Below are 14137 nucleotides of genomic sequence, written 5' to 3'. Positions count from 1 at the left end.
GGTCTGCCTGGTCAACCTGGGCGCCGAGCCCCTGCGCCTCACCTCTCTTGCTCTGCCCGGCCGACCGGTGCTCGGCAGCGGACCGTTCGACGGCGACACGTTGCCGCCCGACACCGCGCTGTGGCTCCTCGACCCGACCGCCCCGCCCATCTCGCCGAAAGCGACACCGATGACACGCGCGACTGACGCGACGCACCGCACCGACCTGTCCGGACTCGTCAAGGCGTACGACGTGCGGGGCGTGGTCCCCGACCAGTGGGACGAGACGACGGCCGAGCTCTTCGGCGCCGCGTTCGTCCAGGTCACCGGAGCGGACGCGATCGTGACGGGCCATGACATGCGCCCCTCCTCCCCCGGCCTGGCCCGCGCCTTCGCCCGCGGCGCGACCGCGCAGGGCGCCGACGTCACCGAGATCGGCCTGTGCTCGACGGACCAGCTGTACTACGCCTCCGGCTCCTTCGGCCTGCCCGGCGCGATGTTCACGGCCTCGCACAACCCGGCCCAGTACAACGGCATCAAGCTGTGCCGCGCGGGCGCCGAGCCCGTCGGCCAGGACACGGGCCTCGCCGAGATCCGCACCCTGGTCGAACTGTGGACGGACAACGGCGCGCCGGCGACGGCCGATCGGACGGCCACCGTCACCACCAGGGACACGCTCGCCGACTACGCGACGTACCTGCACTCCCTCGTGGACCTGTCGGCGATCCGCCCGCTGAAGGTCGTGGTCGACGCCGGCAACGGCATGGGCGGGCACACCGTGCCGACGGTCCTCGCCGGTCTGCCGCTGGATGTCGTCCCGATGTACTTCGAGCTGGACGGTACGTTCCCCAACCACGAGGCCAATCCGCTGGACCCCGCCAACATCGTCGACCTGCAGGCACGCGTGCGCGCCGAGGGCGCCGACATCGGCCTCGCCTTCGACGGCGACGCGGACCGCTGCTTCGTCGTCGACGAGAACGGCGACCCGGTCTCGCCCTCCGCCGTCACCGCACTGGTCGCCTCGCGGGAACTGGCGCGGCACCCCGGGGCCACCGTCATCCACAACCTCATCACCTCCCGCACGGTGCCGGAGGTGATCCGCGAGGCGGGCGGCACACCGGTCCGCACCCGCGTCGGCCACTCCTTCATCAAACGGGAAATGGCCCGCGCGGGCGCCGTCTTCGGCGGCGAGCACTCCGCCCACTACTACTTCCGCGACTTCTGGAACGCCGACACCGGCATGCTCGCGGCCCTCCACGTCCTCGCCGCCCTGGGCACACAGAGCGCCCCCCTGTCCGACCTGACCAGCAGCTTCGAGCGCTACGCCGCCTCTGGTGAGATCAACTCCGCCGTCGGCGACGCGAGCTCACGCACCGCAGCGGTGCGGGCTGCGTGGGCCAACCGCCCGGGCGTCACGGTCGACGAACTCGACGGCCTGACCGTCAGCGGAACCGACTGGTGGTTCAACGTCCGCCCCGCGAACACGGAACCGCTGCTGCGACTCAACGTCGAGGCCCCGACCGAGCCGGCCATGCGCGCCCTCCGTGACGAGGTGCTGGCGACGATCCGCGCCCAAGGATGAACGGGTGAACGGACAGGGCGGCCCTGGCACGGATACGGGACGGGGCCGGTGGCCTTCCCGGCTGAGCACGCCTCGACAAATCAGTGGTCCACCGGCACGTCACCGCCTGGGTGAGGACGCCGTCAAGCGGGCTGCCACAGCTCCACTCGATTGCCCTCAGGATCGGTGACCCAGCCGAACCGACCGACACCCTCCATGTCCTGCGTTTCCTCGGCCACATCCGCACCCTTGGCGCGCAACTGCGCGAGCATCGCGTCCAGATCGCGGACCCGGAAGTTGAGCATGGTCTGCTGGGCGCGGGACCCGAAATAGTCGGTCCCGGACTCGAACGTCGCGAACACCGTCGGCCCGGCTCCCTGACGCCACAGGCCGTGCTCATCCGCGTCCAGGCCCAGGCAATCGCGATACCACGCGCTCAAGGCCGTCGGGTCGTCGGCCCGCATGAAGTACCCGCCGATTCCAAGCACACGTTCCATGCCGCCATCTTGCCAGGGCGGCGACCGGGCGGGCGTACACCACACCATCGCCCCTTCACCCCCGGACAGGGCTTGCCTCTGATCCCCCGGGCCTTCACGGGGCGTTGTGCACGACCTGTGCCAACTCCCCGGCGGACTCGGGCGTGAGGCGGTAAAACTTGCGCAGAGCGCGGCAGGTGTCATGGGTCCACAGGACGGTGAAGACGTCAGGCATGCGGTGATCCTACGAACGGGGACTGACAAGACCCTCCGGAGCCCCCGGCGGTCGACCCATGACGATCGTCACTCGGTCCGGTGACGTCCGGGGACATGGAAATGCGGAGTAACGGCATAAGAATTTGGCTTTTTTCGGATACGTTCCGGATTGAGTGAGCAGGGGAGATTTTCATCGAAGTGCCCCATCCCCATTCGAGAGTCGGAAACTCACGGACATTCAGGGGCGCCTGTATGTCCTGACCGCGGTCACACACCCACCGTCACGGGATCCGCACCGTCCCACGCCGCGCGCAGCAACCGTCGTACGCCGTCCGGCGTGACCGGACGCGGATTGTCCGCCGGGGCCGCCTCCAGGATCGCGGGCACCGCGTCGTCGATGTCCGGCTCGGCGAGGCCGTAGTCCCGCAATGCCGTCGGCGCGTCCACGGCCCGGCGCAGCCGCTGCAGCCCCTCGAGCGCCGATCCCGTACCGAGGGCCTGCGCAATCCTGCGCTCGGCGTGCGGTGCGGCGGAGGCGTTGAAGGCGAGGACGTACGGCAGGACGACGGCGTGCGTCTGGGCGTGCGGCAGGTCGTAGCGGCCGCCGAGCACATGGCAGATCTTGTGGTGCAGGCCCGACCCCGCCGACGAGAACGCGACCGCCGACAGGTACGCCCCGTACAACATCTGCTCGCGCCCCTCGATGGCGGAGGGGTCGGTGACGACTGGAGGCAGTCCGGCAGCGAGCGCGCGGATACCCTCCCCGGCCAGTGCCTGGTCGACCGGGTCGGTGCGCGGTGCCCACATCGAATCGACGCAGTGGGCAAGGGCGTTGAGGCCGGAGGCGACGCTCATGGGTACGGGAAGCGTGCGGGTGAGCGTCGCGTCGTAGACGATCGCGCGCGGCAGGACGCGGGCGTCCACGCCCGTCGTCTTGCGGCCGCCCTCGGTGAGCCCCCAGACGCTGGTCGCCTCCGACCCCGCATATGTGGTCGGGACGGCCACGATCGGCAGCCCCGACGTGAGCGCGACGGCCTTGGCCAGGCCGGTCGTCGAGCCGCCGCCGACGCAGACCAGCACGTCCGCATCGTGCCGGGCCGCTGCCGCCCGAGCCCGTTCGGCCGTGGCGAGTGGGACGTGCATCGCCACGTCGTCGTGGTGCACGACCACCGGGGTGTCGGCGATGACGGCCTTGGCCCGTTCGGCTTCGCGGGCCGTCGCGATGACCATCACGCGGGCGCCACCGAGCCGTTCGACCTCGGCGCGCACGGCCGCGCGTGCGTCCCCGGAGGCGAAGTGGACGCGCTGCGGAAGTGTCTCGTGCTCGAATCGCATGGGTCGTTCTCCTTCTTGCTCCGACTCCTGCTCCGGTTCCTGCTCCGACGGGCGCGTCACGCGCGCCGCAGCACGATGTCGAAGCGGACGCGGGTCCAGCTCAGGTCGGTGAGGGTGCGGCCGTCGGGTGCCGGGGTGCCGGGTGCCTGCCGGTCGAACCTCTTGACGAGCGAGTCCTTGACGCCGAACACGGCGTCCCGCGCGAGTAGTTGGTCGCCTTCGACGAAGATATGGGTGATCACGGCGCGCTGTCCGGGGGCGGTCGCCTTGAAGTGCAGGTGGGAGGCGCGCAGCGGGGAGCGTCCGGTCTTGTCCAGGAGTTCACCGACCGGCCCGTCGTGCGGAATCGGGTACGGCGTGGGGGTGAGACCCCAGAACGCGAAACGTCCCTGGTCATCGGTGAAGAGATGCCCCCGGCCCGCCGTGCGGTCCGGCCCGTGCTGCACGTCGTAGAGACCGTCCTCGTCGGCTTCCCATACGTCGAGCCGGGCTCCGGCGACCGGCTTCCCGTCCGTGTCGGTGACGGTGCCCTCGACCCAGCAGGGCTCTCCCGGGGCTCCCCCCGCCAGGTCGCCGCCGAGGGGAATCTCCGGGGAGCCGTCCACGAAGAACGGCCCGACCACCGTCGCCTCGGTCGCGCTCCCGGCGGCCTCATGGTTGACGTTGATGGTCTGCATGGAGGCCCCGAGCACATCGGACAGGAGCACGAACTCCTGGCGCCGGTCGGTGGTGATGTGCCCGGCCGCGGTGAGGAAGTCGACGGCCTGCCGCCACTCCTCCTCCGTCAGTCGCACGTCACGGATGAACCCGTGCAGGTGCCTGACCAGTGACTGCATCAGTTCCTTGAGGCGCGGGTCCGGGGTGTCACGGAACGACGCCAGGACCGTATCGATCAACTCGTCCTCCACCTGGCGCTGTTGCTCCGCCACGACGGTGCGGCCTGCGGAACCCCCTTCGGAATGACCTTCGTGTCCGGATGCGGAACGGCCGTAGGGATGACCGTCGGGGTAGCCTGCGGGGTGTCCCGCGGGATCTGCTGCGTTCTGCGGCGCGGACATGGAGCGGCTCCTCCTGCTCGTTCGGCGTTGCTTCGTTCACACGGTGGCAGACTGCTCGGCGTCGGCAGAGAACATTCCACCGGAAGCCGTGGACGCCAACCCGAGCTCAGCCCCTCGGCTTCGGCGGGTCCGAGAGCGGCGTCGGCAATCCGGTGCATTCCATGGGGAGTTGACTGCACTGCAGGGGATTTCCTGTCCTCGGTTGCCTACGACGCGTCGCAGGTGGGTGCCCTCAGGCCTCGTCGCGCCGAAGCGCCGCCAGCTCCCCGCGCGAGCGGATGCCGAGTTTCGTGTAGATGTGCGTCAGGTGGTACTGCACTGTCTTGACGGAGATGAACAGTTCGGCCGCTGCCTCGCGGTTGGTCACGCCGCGGGCGACGAGTTCGGCGACGTGCTGTTCCTGCGGTGTGAGGCGGCTGAAGTCGGCGGTGGTGCGGTCGGTGAGCTGGCCGGTGACGCCGCCCGCCTTGAGTTCGCGGTCGCAGCGCTCGACGTACGCGGCGGCGCCGAGGGCAGCGAACCCGTCCCGGGCCCGCCGCAGCACGGTGTCGGCGTCTCGGCGTTTGCCGACGCGGCGCAGGGTCTGGCCGTAGGCGAAGTTGACGCGGGCCCGGTCGTACGGCATCGGTAGCGGTTCCAGCGCCGCCAGGGCCCGTTCGAAGTGCTCGCGGGCCTCGTCGATGTCGCCCCGGGCCGCCGCGATCCGGCCGCGCGGGTAGCCGAGCCTGCCGCGCGTGGAGCGGTGGCCGCGCTCGGCGGCGCGGGCTTCGAGCGGGGTGAGGAAGGCATCGGCCTCGTCGGTGCGGTGGCACATCACCAGGGCGTTGGCGTAGACGTCGTGCCACGGCCACATGCCGGGCTCGTCGACGGCGTCGCGTGACGCGAGGCGGGTGACGGGGGTGAGCGCCTCCACCACCTGCTCGTAGTCGGCACGGATCTCGGCGAGGTGGGCGCGGGCGAGGCACGCGGGGATGAGCATCATCGCGTAGTGACGGCGGTCGGCCGCGGCATTCCTGACGTGCTGCTCGGCGCGGACCCGGTCGCCGCGCAGGGCGTGGATCTGGGCGCCCGTCCAGTGAATGAGCGGACGCAGCAGTTCCATGCGGGCCGCGGCGGCGCGGCCCGCGGCCCGGTCGACCGTCTCCAGGGCCTCGTCCCAGTCTCCGAGAGTGAAGCGGGTACGGGCGAGCCAGGCCTGCGCCCACAGCGAGATGCGGGTGGAGCCCTTGCGGTACTCGGTGGGCACGGCGCTCTCCAGGTCGTGCCAGGCGCCGTACAGGTCGTCCTGGGACAGGGCCAGCCAGCCGCGGCACATCCGGACGCGCTGACGCTGCGCGCTGTCGGCGACCTCGCCGACCAGCCGGTCGACGCCCTCCAGGGCCTCGGTCACCCGACCCTGGCCGAGATACCCGAGGCCGAGAATGGCACGGGTCTCCACGACGGCAGGCGAGCTCTTCGGGGCGAGTTCGAGGGCGGTCCCCGCCCAGCGCACGAGGTCGTCGGCACGCCAGTCGGCGAGGGCGTGCAGGACCTGGCGCTGGCAGATCAGTGCGGCGGTCTCCGGATCCCGCCCCGCGTCGACCCTGTGCCAGGCAGCGTCCAGGAGGCGCTGGGTCTCGGCCGGGCGTCCGCCCAGCAGGGTCAGGTAGCCGAGCACGGCGTCCCGCAGGGCACCGGACGGGAAGCTCTCCAGGACGGCCGAGAAGCTCTGTGCACGCGGCAGGTCGCCCGCTCCGACCAGGGCGTCGACGGCCCGCAGCAGCCGGGCCTGCCGGCCGCCGGAGGACGGGCTGAGGTCGGCGGCCAGGAGCAGGGCCCGCGCGCAGGACGACCAGGCGCCGACGGCGGCTCGCCCCGCGGCGTGCGCCTCCAGGTCGGAAGCCAGTTCCTCGTTGGCGAGCGGTGGCTCGGCGGCGGCCCGATGGCGCAGCCGCTGCCCCTCGTCCTCGACCAACTCGGCCGCACTGGCGTGGAGTTGGGCGCGTTCGCCCGGGCCGAGCGAGTGGTAGACGGCCGCCGCGGTGAGGTGGTCACGGAAGGCGACGCGGCCCGCGCCCGGGCCCACGGGCGGGCTGAGCAGGCCCGCGCGGCACGCCTTGTCGAGTGCGTCCAGCGGCTCGGTGAGCGCGGCCAGGTGGGCCGCGTCCGCGAAGCGCGCGGGGCTGCCGAGGACGGCGCACGCCTCGGCGAGCCGCCGCGCCTCGTCGGCGCAGGCGCTAAGGCGGCGCTGAACGTCCGCTGCCCGGTCGCGCGGGACGGGCAGCACGGTCGGCGGGTCGGACCAGGTCTCGCGCGGCGCCTCACGCAGCAGGGCGGTGATGTCTCCGGCGACGCCGGCCGTGTGGAGGCACAGCTCCTGCGCGGCGGTGGGTGACAGGTCGACGCCGTGGAACGCGGCCAGGCGTCGCACGTCGTGCGGCTGCAGCGGTTCGAGGTGGACGACGTCGCCCGGGAACTCCGCGAGGAACCGCGCCGTGTCCGCCTCGGCCACCGCGTCGTCGTCGACCAGGTGCACGGCGAGCACGGGCACGTCCGTCATCAGCCGCAGCGCGGACGCGAGGCCCCGCAGGGAGGCGGCGTCGGCCCACTGGGTGTCCTCCACGACGATGAGCGCACAACGTCCACCGGTCCGGCGGCTGACCAGGGCCGACGCCAGCCGCTCGGCGAAGAGCAGGGGATCGGCCGCTCCAGGCGACTCGGCCTGCGGCACTCCCCGAGGGACAGTGTCCGGTTCGCCGCCCTGGAGCTCCGTCGAGCCCTCCCCACCCATCCGAAGCGACCCAGCCACCCCCTCGGCCCCGCCCTCCTCACGGGCGGAGACCGGAGAGTCGGCCCCTTCCGACGGCTCGGCCCGGGCCACGCCCTGCCCACCGGCGTTCGTGGCCCCGTGCGGCCTCGGACGCGACACCGCCCGCTCCACGCTCCGCACCAGCTGACCCGCCACCCCGCCGGCCCGGTCCGCCTCCCAGCGCAGACCGCGCACGCGCACCGTCAGAGCCTCCGGGTGCGCGGCGGCGAAGCGCTCGACCAGCGTCCGCTTGCCGCTGCCCCGGGGGCCACGCAGGAGGAGGGCCGCCGGGCCGCCCTCGGCGACGGCCGTGTACGCGGACTCCAGCTCGGCCCGTTCACGCTCCCGGCCCACCGCGTCGGCGGGTCCGTCCGGGCCTTCGGGGTGTGTCCGGTCGTCGCGGCTGTGCATGTGGCGGACGCTACGCGACGCTCCGGCGCCGCCACCAGCGGGCACCGGCGTCACCCCAGGTCGCCGCCCGCCACCGGGAGGACCGTTCCGGTGATGTACGACGCCTCGTCGGAGGCGAGGAACGTGATCGCCGCCGCCTGCTCGGCCAGCGTGCCGTAGCGCTTCATCAGTGATGATTCGACCGTCTGGTCGACGATCTGCTGGTACCAGTCCCGTTCCTGCTCGTCTCCCGCCGCCGGGCCGCGTGCGACGCGGCGCGGCGGCGCCTCGGTGCCGCCCGGCGCGGTGGCGACGACGCGCACTCCGTAAGGTGCCGCCTCCAGGGCCAGCGCGGCGGTGAGGGCGTTGACGCCGCCCTTGGCCGCCGCGTAGGGCACACGGTTGACGCCTCGGGTGGCGACCGACGAGACGTTCACGATGGTGCCGGAGCGCTGGGCGAACAGATGCGGCAGGACGGCACGGCAGGTCCACAGGGTCGGGAAGAGGGAGCGGCGGATCTCGGTCTCGATCTCCTGCGGGGTGTAGTGCTCGAAGGGTTTGGCCCAGATGGTGCCGCCGACGTTGTTGACGAGGACATCGATCCGGCCGAGCCGGTCGAGTCCCTGGGCGACGGCCGTCTCGGCGCCCGCGTACTCCTCCAGGTCGGCGACGACGGACTCGGCCTCGCCGCCGGCCTCGGTGATCTCGCCCGCCACCTCGTGGACGAGTTCCGCACGGTCGACGAGGACGACGTGGGCGGACTCGGCGGCGAGGCGGCGGGCCACGGCCTCGCCGATGCCCTGGGCCGCGCCGGTCACGACGGCGGTCCGCCCCGCGAACCGGCCCGCGTACACCTGGCCACTCATCGGCCCGCCCCCACCAGGTCGGCCGCCGCGACGGCGGGCGTGAACTTCTCGTAGTGGAAGTGCGCGGGCTCCACGCCGAGTGCGTCGATGTGGGCGCGCACGGCCTCGACCATCGCGGGCGGCCCGCACAGATACACGTCGCAGTCACCGCCATGGAGTTCGTCGGCGCCGAACAGTGCTGTCACGTAGCCCTTGTTGGCGGCCGTGCTCGCCTCGTCGGCGACGCAGTGGTCGAAGGTGAAACCGGGCAGGACGGCCGCGTAGTCGGCAAGGGTTTCGAGGTGGACGAGGTCCTGGTCGGTGGTGACTCCGTACAGCAGGTGCACGGGGTGTGCGGGCGGGGAACCCGCCGCGGCCATCGACTCCAGCATGGACAGGAGCGGGGCGAGGCCGGTTCCGCCCGCCAACAGCAGTGCGGGGCGGCCGAGTTCGCGCAGGAAGAAGCCGCCCATGGGACCCGTGAAGGTCACCCGGTCACCGGCCTGCGCCCGTTCGGTCAGATACGTCGACATGGCACCGCCCTCGACCACGCGCACCAGGAAGGAGACCTGTTCTTGGCCTGGTCCCGTGCTGAAGGAGTACGCGCGGCTCTCGCCGTCCGTGCCGGGCACGCCGACATTGACGTACTGGCCGGGCAGGAAACCGAGGGCGGCCCGGTCGTCGACGGCGAGGGTGATGCCGACGGTCGTCGGCGAGTGCCGGTCGACGGCCGTCACGGTCGCGGTGTGCGTGACCGGACCCGTCTTGCAGGCGGCCGACGTCGTCGGGATGCGCAGCACGAGATCACTGTGCGGGGTCATCTGGCACGGCAGGCAGTAGCCGCGCGCCGCCTCGTCGTCGGTGAGCGCCTCGTCGATGTAGTCGCCGCCGTCGTAACTGCCGGACTCGCAGTACGACTTGCAGGTGCCGCAGGCGCCGTCGCGGCAGTCGAGCGGGATGTTGATGCGGGCCTTGTAGGAGGCGTCGGCGACGGTCTCGGCCGGTTCACAGGCGATGAACCGGGTGGTGCCGTCCTCGAAGCCCAAGGCGACCTGGTAGCCCATGTACGTTCTCGATTCGGGGAGTTGACTGACGGGTTGCGGAGCCGGTTCGGCCGGGTGCCACTCAGAGGTGGTAGATGTCGACCACGTGGTGGATGAAGTCGTTCTTGAGGACGACCTTCTTGCGGCGGATGACCGGCTCGGGGCCCGACAGGTCGAGCGTGTAGTACGAGGTGCCGAAGTACGTGTCGGTGTGCTGGTAGCGGTAGTAGAGCGTGAACCAGTTGAAGCGCAGGTCGAGCAGTTCGCCGTCCGCACCGCCACGGCCGGTGATCTCCACGTTGCTGATGTTGTGGCCGGTGCGCGGCTCGGGCAGGCTCGTGGCGCTGGAGCGGTCGGTGCGGATGCGGAAGACCCGGTCCTCCAGACCGGCCCGGTTCGCGTAGTAGATCAGGGAGATCTCGGTCTGCGGGTCGCGGGTGAGTTCGTCGTCGTCGGCCCAGGCCGGCATCCAGAACTCGGCGTCGGGGTGGTAGCACTCCAGCCATCGCTCGAACTCGCGGTCGTCCAGATACCGGGCCTCCCGGTACAGGAACTGTCGTACGGATTCGAGGAGTTGGACCTCGGCAGCCTGTGTCGCCGCGCTCCCGCCCGGCACGGTGGTCGTCGTCATCGTGCGTCGCCCTCCCGCTCAGTACGCGTCGCCCCGGCCAGCTCGTCCTCGGCGGCGAGCGCCGCGTTCATGGTGTCCAGCCAGTAGCCGTGCTGGACGGGGTAGAGGCCCTCGTCCTCGGTGCGGACTCCGCTCGCGATCGGGTCGATGCCGAGCTTGCGGGCCTCGTCGTCGGGTCCGTCGATCCAGTGGGCGGCGCCACGGCTGAGGTCGTTCCAGGGGGCGGCGGTGGCCTGGTACGTCTTCTGGCAGGAGCGGAACTCCTCCAGGTCGTCGGGGGTGGCCATCCCGGTCGCGTTGAAGAAGTCCTCGTACTGGCGGATGCGGTTCGCGCGGGCCTCGACGCTCTCGCCCTTGGGCGCGATGCAGTAGATGGTGACCTCGGTGCGGTCCACGGACAGCGGCCTCAAGTGCCGGATCTGCGAGCTGAACTGGTCCATCAGGTAGACGTTCGGATACAGGCACAGATTGCGTGACACGCCGATCATCCAGTCGGCGCGGGCCTGGCCGTACTTCTCGACGAGTTCGTCGCGCCGCTCGTTCAGGGGGCGGTTGGCGGGATCGAGCCACTCGGTCCACAACAGCAGGTGCCCATGGTCGAAGGAGTAGAAGCCGCCGCGCTGCTTGGACCAGCCGCCCGCGTCCATGTTCCTGGTGTCGTTCTTCGATTCGCCGGAGGTGCGCCGCGCGGTGGTGGCCGCGTAGTTCCAGTGGGTGGCGGAGACGTGGTAGCCGTCGGCGCCGTTCTCGGCCTGGAGCTTCCAGTTCCCGTCGTAGGTGTACGTCGAGGAGCCGCGCAGCACCTCCAGGCCTTCCGGGGACTGGTCGACGATCATGTCGATGACCTTGGCGGCGTCACCGAGGTGGTCCACGAGCGGCTTGACGTCCGGGTTGAGGCTGCCGAAGAGGAATCCGCGGTAGTTCTCGAAGCGGGCCACCTTCGTCAGGTCGTGCGAGCCGTCCTTGTTGAACTGCTCGGGATAACCGGCGTCCCGCGGGTCCTTGACCTTGAGGAGCTTCCCGGCGTTGTTGAACGTCCAGCCGTGGAAGGGGCAGCTGAAGGTGGTCCGGTTGTCGGTCTTGCGGCGGCACAGCATCGCGCCGCGGTGGCTGCACGCGTTGATCAGCGCGGTGAGTTCGCCGTTCTTGGTGCGGGAGACGACGACCGGCTGGCGGCCCATGTAGGTGGTGAAGTAGTCGCCGATCTCCGGGATCTGGCTCTCGTGCGCGAGATAGATCCAGTTCCCCTCGAAGACGTACTTCATCTCCAGTTCGAAGAGCTGCTCGTCTGTGAAGGCGCTGCGACGCAGGCGGTACACCCCGTTTCCGGGATCCTCCACGAGTGCCTCGCTCAGCACACTGCGGGCCGCTGCCCAGGTTTCGGTCATGGCTCCTCCTGATGCCCGGCGAGGTGCCGCCCGCCGGCACGGCTCATCGGGTGCTCAGCACCATGGCAGGGCCCGGGGCGTGCCACCCCGGACATTTGCCCAGTCCCCACCCAGGGTGCTTTTCATATGCAGCAAATATGGATCATGCTGAATTCGGTATTTGTGCCATCTGAATGACGGCTCCTACGCTGTGCTGCATCGACGAAGGCACGGGCGCCCCAAGACCCCTGGCCTGGTGTCGTCAGCGCTGTCGGCGCACTCCGCGTTGTCTGCGTATCCGCCTTGTCCGCACGTCCGCGTCGCCTGCGTGTCCCTTCGTTTGTGGAGGCCCTCATGGAACTGCGCCATCTCCGGTACTTCGCCGCCGTCGCGGAGACCCGGCACTTCGGGCGGGCCGCCGAGCGGCTGCGCATGGCGCAGCCGCCGCTCTCCCAGGCGATCCGGCAGCTGGAGGCGGAACTGGGGGTCGCGCTGTTCCACCGCACCACCCGCCAGGTCGGCCTGACCGGTGCGGGCGAGGTGTTCCACACCGACGTCGTGCGCATCCTGCGCTCCGTCGACGAGGCGGCCGCCCGGGCCCGGCGGTTCGCGCAGGGCGCCGAGGGCATCCTGCGGATCGGCCTGACCGGCTCGGCCGGCTACCGGCATCTGCCGGAGCTCGCCCGGATCGTCAAGCGCGAGCTGCCCGGAGTGGCCCTGGAGGTCCACACCGAGATGTTCACTCCGGCCCAGGAGGAGGCGCTCTCCGAGTCGCGCCTGGACATCGGGGTGTTGCGGCCGCCGGTCAGGGGCGAGGGCATCACCTGCCGCGACATCGCGCAGGAGCCGCTCGTCCTGGTGCTGCCGGAGGACCACTGGCTCGCCGAGTCACCCGAGGTGCCCCTGGAGCGGCTGCGCGGCGAGGACTTCATCATGTACGCCGCCACGTCCCGCTCCATCGTCAGCGACGCGGTGATCAGCAGCTGTCTGACCGCGGGCTTCCATCCGCACACCGCCCACGAGGTGACGGAGACGTCCACGGCTCTCGCTCTCGTCGCCGCGGGTCTGGGGGTGGCGCTGCTGCCCGACTCGGTGCGGTCCGTCAACCGGGACGGGGTCGTGTTCCGGCCGGTCCCGGACGCCGAGCGGGTCCGCCTCGCCCTCGCCTGGCGCACGGGCGACACCTCACCGCTGCTCGCGGCCGTCCTCGCGGCCCTCACGGCGGCCGACGCCTTCCCCGCCGGCGACGCTGCCCCGGACGTCACCGCCCCCAGCCGGGCCGGTGCACAGAATCACAGAGGAACCACGTGAAGATCACCGCAGTGGAGGCGATCCCCTTCGCCATCCCCTACCGAAAGCCGCTGAAGTTCGCCAGCGGCGAGGTGCACACCGCCGAGCACGTCCTGGTACGGGTGCACACCGACGCCGGCCTCACCGGCACGGCCGAGGCACCGCCCCGGCCCTTCACCTACGGCGAGACCCAGCAGTCCATCGTCGCCGTGATCCGGCAGATCTTCGAGCCGCAGCTGCTCGGTATGGCGCCCACCCGGCGCGAGGCCGTGCACGCCAAGCTGAACCGGACCGTCGGGAACCCGACGGCGAAGGCCGCCGTCGACATGGCACTGTGGGACATCGTCGGCCAGGCCGCCGGCCTGCCCGTCACCGAACTCCTCGGCGGATACGGCGAGTTCATGGCCGTGTCGCACATGCTCGGCTTCGCACCCCCGGCCCAGATGGTCGAAGAGGCGCAGCAGGTCCGCGACACCTACGGCATCACGACGTTCAAGGTGAAGGTCGGCCGGCGCCCCTACCGGCTCGACGTCGAGGTCTGCAGGGCGCTGCGCGAGGCGTTCGGCGACGGCGTCGAGCTGTACGTCGACGGCAACCGCGGCTGGACCGCCTCCGAGTCGGCCCGCGCCCTGCGCGCCATGGACGACCTCGACCTCACCCTGGCCGAGGAACTGTGCCCGGCCGACGACGTGCTCGGCAGGCGCTGGCTCGTCGAACGCTGCCCGGTCCCCTTCGTCGCCGACGAGAGCGCCACCCGCCCCGGCGAGGTCACGCGTGAACTCCTCGGCGGCTCGGCCACCGCCATCAGCATCAAGACGGCCCGCACCGGCTTCAGCCACTCCCAGCGCGTGCTGTTCGAGTGCGAGGGCCTCGGCGTCGAAGTGGTGATGGGCAATCAGATCGACGGTCAGATCGGCTCGTTGTGCTCGGTCGCCTTCGGCGCGGCCTTCGAGGCCACCTCGCGCCGCGCGGGCGAGCTCTCCAACTACCTCGACATGAGCGACGACCTGCTCGCCGAGCCCCTGCAGATCCGCGACGGCACACTGCGGGTGCGCGAGGGCGCGGGCCTGGGCATCGAACTCGACCCCGAGAAGCTGACCCGCTACCGCCAGGACAGCTGAACTCCCGTTCCACACCTGCGACTTGTCACACCCCTAC

11 protein-coding genes are annotated in these 14137 nt (G+C 71.1%); 3 read left to right on the top strand and 8 right to left on the bottom strand.

Annotated features, from left to right (window positions below; translation table 11 throughout):
• The first annotated feature begins 169 nt into the window (after positions 1-169).
• Positions 170-1561 (top strand): phosphomannomutase/phosphoglucomutase, encoded by a 1392-nt coding sequence (locus tag ACZ67T_RS31025; RefSeq protein WP_469988374.1) that lies wholly within the window; start codon positions 170-172, stop codon positions 1559-1561.
• Positions 1562-1683: 122 nt separating this feature from the next.
• Here ACZ67T_RS31025 and ACZ67T_RS31020 read toward each other — a convergent pair whose 3' ends face one another.
• From ACZ67T_RS31020 to benA, 8 genes are all read right to left on the bottom strand, one after another.
• Positions 1684-2037, bottom strand: a complete 354-nt coding sequence (locus ACZ67T_RS31020) for a VOC family protein (protein ID WP_469988303.1) — start codon at positions 2035-2037, stop codon at positions 1684-1686.
• Positions 2038-2499: 462 nt separating this feature from the next.
• Positions 2500-3567 (bottom strand): maleylacetate reductase, encoded by a 1068-nt coding sequence (locus ACZ67T_RS31015; protein ID WP_469988302.1) that lies wholly within the window; start codon positions 3565-3567, stop codon positions 2500-2502.
• 56 nt (positions 3568-3623) lie between these two features.
• Positions 3624-4496: a dioxygenase family protein gene (locus tag ACZ67T_RS31010; RefSeq protein ID WP_469988301.1), complete on the bottom strand. Its 873-nt coding sequence runs from the start codon at positions 4494-4496 to the stop codon at positions 3624-3626.
• A gap of 361 nt (positions 4497-4857) precedes the next feature.
• A complete protein-coding gene (locus ACZ67T_RS31005; RefSeq protein WP_469988300.1) occupies positions 4858-7824 on the bottom strand; it encodes a helix-turn-helix transcriptional regulator in 2967 nt (988 codons plus the stop codon).
• A gap of 50 nt (positions 7825-7874) precedes the next feature.
• Positions 7875-8669, bottom strand: coding sequence for a 1,6-dihydroxycyclohexa-2,4-diene-1-carboxylate dehydrogenase (locus ACZ67T_RS31000; protein ID WP_469988299.1), 795 nt, complete (start codon positions 8667-8669; stop codon positions 7875-7877).
• The gene (gene benC / locus ACZ67T_RS30995; RefSeq protein WP_469988298.1) at positions 8666-9712 is read right to left on the bottom strand and encodes a benzoate 1,2-dioxygenase electron transfer component BenC; all 1047 of its coding nucleotides are present in this window, start codon (positions 9710-9712) and stop codon (positions 8666-8668) included. The genes ACZ67T_RS31000 and benC overlap by 4 nt, the downstream gene beginning before the upstream one ends.
• Before the next feature lie 61 nt (positions 9713-9773).
• The gene (benB, locus tag ACZ67T_RS30990) at positions 9774-10322 is read right to left on the bottom strand and encodes a benzoate 1,2-dioxygenase small subunit (protein ID WP_469988297.1); all 549 of its coding nucleotides are present in this window, start codon (positions 10320-10322) and stop codon (positions 9774-9776) included.
• Positions 10319-11710, bottom strand: a complete 1392-nt coding sequence (gene benA, locus ACZ67T_RS30985; RefSeq protein WP_469988296.1) for a benzoate 1,2-dioxygenase large subunit — start codon at positions 11708-11710, stop codon at positions 10319-10321. Before benA ends, benB begins: the two co-directional genes overlap by 4 nt.
• A gap of 333 nt (positions 11711-12043) precedes the next feature.
• Between benA and ACZ67T_RS30980 the strand changes: the two genes are divergently transcribed.
• Together ACZ67T_RS30980 and ACZ67T_RS30975 are read left to right on the top strand one after the other, a co-directional pair.
• Positions 12044-13000: a LysR family transcriptional regulator gene (locus ACZ67T_RS30980; protein ID WP_469988295.1), complete on the top strand. Its 957-nt coding sequence runs from the start codon at positions 12044-12046 to the stop codon at positions 12998-13000.
• Positions 12997-14100: a mandelate racemase/muconate lactonizing enzyme family protein gene (locus tag ACZ67T_RS30975; protein WP_469988294.1), complete on the top strand. Its 1104-nt coding sequence runs from the start codon at positions 12997-12999 to the stop codon at positions 14098-14100. Before ACZ67T_RS30980 ends, ACZ67T_RS30975 begins: the two co-directional genes overlap by 4 nt.
• The last annotated feature ends 37 nt before the right edge of the window (positions 14101-14137 follow it).

This window comes from Streptomyces sp. NPDC107517 (assembly GCF_055582645.1).
This window is presented reverse-complemented; position numbering and strand designations above follow the sequence as displayed.

Excerpts from the sequence above, each read along its gene's own strand:
- benB (WP_469988297.1), bottom strand. The coding sequence starts at position 10,322 with ATGACGACGACCACCGTGCCGGGCGGGAGCGCGGCGACACAGGCTGCC.
- benA (WP_469988296.1), bottom strand. The coding sequence starts at position 11,710 with ATGACCGAAACCTGGGCAGCGGCCCGCAGTGTGCTGAGCGAGGCACTC.
- ACZ67T_RS31000 (WP_469988299.1), bottom strand. The coding sequence starts at position 8,669 with ATGAGTGGCCAGGTGTACGCGGGCCGGTTCGCGGGGCGGACCGCCGTC.
- ACZ67T_RS31025 (WP_469988374.1), top strand. The coding sequence starts at position 170 with ATGACACGCGCGACTGACGCGACGCACCGCACCGACCTGTCCGGACTC.
- ACZ67T_RS31020 (WP_469988303.1), bottom strand. The coding sequence starts at position 2,037 with ATGGAACGTGTGCTTGGAATCGGCGGGTACTTCATGCGGGCCGACGAC.
- ACZ67T_RS31015 (WP_469988302.1), bottom strand. The coding sequence starts at position 3,567 with ATGCGATTCGAGCACGAGACACTTCCGCAGCGCGTCCACTTCGCCTCC.
- ACZ67T_RS31005 (WP_469988300.1), bottom strand. The coding sequence starts at position 7,824 with ATGCACAGCCGCGACGACCGGACACACCCCGAAGGCCCGGACGGACCC.
- benC (WP_469988298.1), bottom strand. The coding sequence starts at position 9,712 with ATGGGCTACCAGGTCGCCTTGGGCTTCGAGGACGGCACCACCCGGTTC.
- ACZ67T_RS30980 (WP_469988295.1), top strand. The coding sequence starts at position 12,044 with ATGGAACTGCGCCATCTCCGGTACTTCGCCGCCGTCGCGGAGACCCGG.